A 4784-nucleotide genomic window follows, 5' to 3' on the forward strand; every position below is an offset into this window, starting at 1 on the left:
AGTATGGCTAAGGTAAAGCGTGCCGAGCGGCTTTATAAAAGACAGGAATATGAAAGAGCCATCTCACTTTGTAATGAAGTGATCAATAACGGCAGCCGCGAGGAAGTATCACGCCGGGCGAAGTTACAGTTAGCGCGGGTATATTTTGAAACCAGGCAGTTTGAAAAAACGATCAGCCTGTACGATGAACTGCTGTATAAACCGGAAAAAGATGTGCTGGTAACAGATGTGACCAATTACATTGACCTGCTGAAACGTACCGGCAGGGTATTGAAAGCACAGGAGATCAGCGCGGTTTATGCCAATAACTATAAGAACAATGCCCGTTTTACCAACCTGAAAGAATCCCTGGTGAACTATTACGGCTTCTTTAACCGTGATTCCATGGAGAATGTGAGGGTAGACAGCCTGCGGCTGAATTTACCCGGTTATCAATATGGCCTCGCGTTATACCGGAATAACATTGTATTTCTTTCCAACGACATCCGTAGGAACGAACAACAGTCTTTTTATACCAACTCCAAACTATACCAGATCTCGGAAGATGGCGTAGAGCCTTTTAATAACAGCCTGCGTGGCGTATTACAGGTAGGACCTGCTTCCTTTTTTGATAACGGGCAAAAGGTGATCTATACTTCCAACCGGTTTACCGATGTAAAGAACGACAAGAACTCCTATATTAATTATAACAACGGTACACAATTATTATCGGCTGTTTACCAGCAGGAACATGATGTGTGGAGCAAGCCGGTACCTGTGAAACTAGGGAAGAACATGGAAACTTATTCTTTCCTGCATCCGTCAGTTGCTCCGAACGGTAAACGTTTGTACTTTGCATCCGATATGCCGGGCGGTCAGGGTGGTACGGATATTTACTACACCGACTGGGACAAAGAGGCCAAACGGTGGAAAGCGCCGGTGAACCTGGGTCCGCAGGTAAATACCAATGGGAATGAACTGTATCCTTTTGTGGTAGGCGACAAGTTGTTCTTTTCCTCCAATGGCCTTCGCGGGTTTGGCGGACTGGACATCTTCATGATAAATATTAAAAAACAGGAAGAAGGAACTGTACATTTGCCCTATCCTGTGAATACGCAGTTTGATGATCTGAACCCTGTGCTGGATGAAAACAAATTGTTACTATACTTTACATCAGATCGTTCAGGAGCGCATGATAATGATCACATCTATGTGCTGAACCTGAAGAAAAATCCTTTGAAACAGCTGGATTTGCCTTATCCCGGCAAACCGTTAAAAGAAGATGACCGGGTGCCTTATACCATGAACCAGACGGATAGCCGCCGTCAGCTGACTTTAGCAGGAACCAAACAATACGATAATCTCCCTGTGCAACCACCGGCGACGGATAGCGTAGTGGCCAAACCCGTTCCCGCAGTAGCCGTTGCCGTTAGTACTGAGCGTAACATGGCAGATTATGCGCATGAGGTTACCGACAGTTCTCCCGAAATGATCCCCTGGCAAAATGATCATCCCGGCGCCAACACTGCTGCTTCAACAGTTACAGTTACCACTGCTGTTAAAACAGCAACTACCGGCGTAGCAACCTACAGCAACCCGGAGATGGTGTTCTGGCAACAGAAAGGCAAAGGTTTCCCTGCAACTAACGGCTCCGGATACACGTTGGTGAAAGACAGCACTGTAAAAGCATTGGAAGCCTTGTGGAAAGTACCCGGTGTGATCTACTACGACTTAAATTCCTTTATACCGCAGGACCAGGAATGGCGCAAGCTGGATTCTATTTTCAGGATATGGAAGGCTAATCCTCACCGGATCATCCTGGTAAACGGGCATACGGATATTATTGGCACCGAGCGGTATAACCTGTCGCTCTCAAAAAACCGTGCAGTATATATCCAGGAATGCCTGCTGAGCAGGGGCGTGGCGCAGGATAAAGTAAAGATCAACTACTTCGGATCTACCCGTCCCGTATGGATAGCGGGGAATCTTAGGCTGGAAGAGAACAGGGATTATTTTATACAGCTGCAGGGGGTGAACAGGAGGTGCGAGATCAGGATTCAATAAAACTATTTATCGGTTATTTTTTAGCGTATATCAAACTAACACAAATGAACAAATTTTCCTCACTAATGCTATTACTGGCGGTAGGTACACAGGCCTTCGCACAGGAGATGCCTGTTGTGTTTAACAAGAGTTTCAGCGCTCCCAAGAACCAGTACAGGAAGCTGGCCATTGCGGAGAACAACTCCATTGTTGCCATCGGGGGCGGAACAGATAATGGTTGTATTACCAAATTATCCGCCACAGGCACGCTTATTTACAATGCCAAACTGAACAAGGGCGGACTGGTAGCGTACCAGGACCTGTTATTGCTGCCAAAGAATGAACTGGTAGCTGTGGGTGGCGGTACTATTGCCTATGGAAATGCACGTATTACCAAACTGTCGGCCACCGGTGAAGTTATATTTGACAAGAGCATTGGTAACGGCCAGGGTGGCTATTTTACCCGGGTGATTACCGATCGTCATGGTAACTATATCACCGTAGGGGTGGATGGCAGCAAGCCTGCACAGGCCCGCATCACGAAGATGACGCCCGATGGTAAAGTAGCATTCGATAAAGGTTTTGGCGCACACAATGTTTTTACCAATGTGCTGATAGATGAAGATGAAAACATTGTTGCTGTAGGTGGCGACGTGGGCGACGGACAGGGAAAGGCTTATATGGTAAAAGTAGATGGAAAGGGAGATACACAATTTGAACTTTCTTTTGGTAAACCGGGGGCTACATTTGAAAAGATGTTGCTGCTGGAAGACGGCGCTGTACTGGCAATGGGTGGTGGCGCTTACGGCACCGGCAATGCCAGCCGGATTGCAAAAGTAAATGCGGAGGGACAGGTAGTATTTGATAAGGAATACAGTACCGTAGATGGTAAGTTCAATGCCATGAAGGTGAACGACCTGGGCCAGATCTTTGCATGCGCAGAAGAAAAAGATAAAGGCCGTATTGTGAAACTGCGTCCGGATGGCACAGAGTTATTCAATAAAGAAACGGATGCCGCTTTATACGCACTGGAAGTAGGCAAAAACGGGAAAGTAGTAGCCGCCGGCGGTAACGTAAGCAACAACACGGGTAAGATCGTGAAGCTGCTCCCGGATGGTACTGTTTCCATTGATAAAAACCTGGGCGCTGTATTCCAGCACCTGTTACTCACCGAAGATGACGAGATCTGCGTAGTGACAAAAGAAGGCTACCGCATGATCAAGCTGAGCCCGGACGGTGAAATGATGTTTGATAAACAACTGGGCAAATACGATGCAAAAACCACTTTGGCATCGCTGCTGATGAGCCCTTCCGGCGAGATCCTGGCAGCAGGCGGCGGTGATGAAGACGGTAACCGCATCATCAAGATCAGTCATGGCGTATCTATTAATGATATTGCCGTTTCAGAACCATTGAACGGTTTATCCAATGCTACACTTACCATTACCTTATCCGGATTTTTAAGAAGCAACGGTGTTCGTACACCCGTTAACGTGCATTATAAAACCATTCCGCACAAAGGTGGCGCGGGTGCATCTGATTTTGATGTAACAGAAGGAACCATCTCTTTTGTGCCTTCCGAATTTGCAGCAGGCGCTATTATCTCCAAATCTATCCAGATCCCTGTAAAAAGCGATAACCTGCTGGAAGGCAAAGAAGCTTTTCATGTGGAAGTACTGGATGCTTCGGAGTTGTACCTGACCAAGGCAAAGGGCGAGGTAACCATTCTGGATCAGCCGGCTATGGTAAAATTCATTGGCGGCAGTAATGGTGCAGAACCTGCTACAGATGTAGTATTTTCTGCAGGGTTGTTTAAGCGCGACAATACCCCGCTGATCAATGCTACGTCCAAACCGGTTAAGTTAACCTACAAATTCGGTAACGGTACTGCTTTACCAGGCGCTGATTTTATCAGCAGCATCAAAGCGCCTTTTGTGATCGACAGCGGCGCTACCACTGCCAGCCTGAGTGTGAAAGTAAAAGATGATAACAGGTTTGAGTTGGCAGAAACCGTTGTGTTGGTATTAAGTGAAATTAAAGCGGAGAATGAAGCGGTGGTGGGATATAATGGAGATGTGACTTCTATTTCCGCCTCCCAGTACATACAGGATCAGGCTGCCTATATTACGCTGGTAAAACTCACAGATGCAAATGAGTCGGCCACGGCGCCGGTGAGCATGTTTAAATGTATCCTGGTAAAAGCATCTGATCAGAGCGTGCAAACCAATTGTACCGGAAGTGATATCAATATCTTCTTTGGGGTAGATTCTTCCAGTACTGCAACTTATGGTAAAGATTATGTGATTATGAACGGCGATATGGTAAAAATTACCGGCGATTGCGCTTTCAGCGAAACTGATATACAGGTAGCGCTGGTAAATGACCGCGTGAAAGAAACGGATGCGCTGGTATCTGTAAAACTGCGCGATGCCACGGCTGCAGCTAATGCGGGTGTATTGAAAATTTCGCCTGAGCTGAAGCTGAGCAAAGCGGTAGCTGTTATCCACGACGATGATAACGATGAAGGCACCGTGCTTACTGCCAAATAATAACGGCTTGGATCAATAACCGATATACGCGCTTCAGGCACACCTACATTCCCGCATAGTTAGCTATGCGGGAATTTTTTGATAGTAAACTTAAAAGCAGCGTCTTTTATATTAAAATATAAAAGATGCTGCTTTTTTTATGTATGGATAAATCCGCTTATCAGCGGTTATCGTATCTAACAATAGATTAACATTATTTTTTTAAAAAAGAGT

2 protein-coding genes are annotated in these 4784 nt (G+C 46.2%); both read left to right on the top strand.

Annotation, left to right across the window (positions count from 1 at the left end; all coding sequences use genetic code 11):
* Positions 1-2043, top strand: a 2043-nt coding sequence (locus VN105_RS07995) for an OmpA family protein (protein ID WP_325639646.1), incomplete at its 5' end; no start/stop codon positions are given.
* Positions 2044-2087: 44 nt separating this feature from the next.
* Positions 2088-4571, top strand: a complete 2484-nt coding sequence (locus VN105_RS08000) for a Calx-beta domain-containing protein (RefSeq protein ID WP_325639648.1) — start codon at positions 2088-2090, stop codon at positions 4569-4571.
* The last annotated feature ends 213 nt before the right edge of the window (positions 4572-4784 follow it).

Origin of the sequence: Chitinophaga sp. (assembly GCF_035564935.1) — a bacterium.
In the GTDB taxonomy this organism is placed as follows: Bacteria; Bacteroidota; Bacteroidia; order Chitinophagales; family Chitinophagaceae; genus Chitinophaga.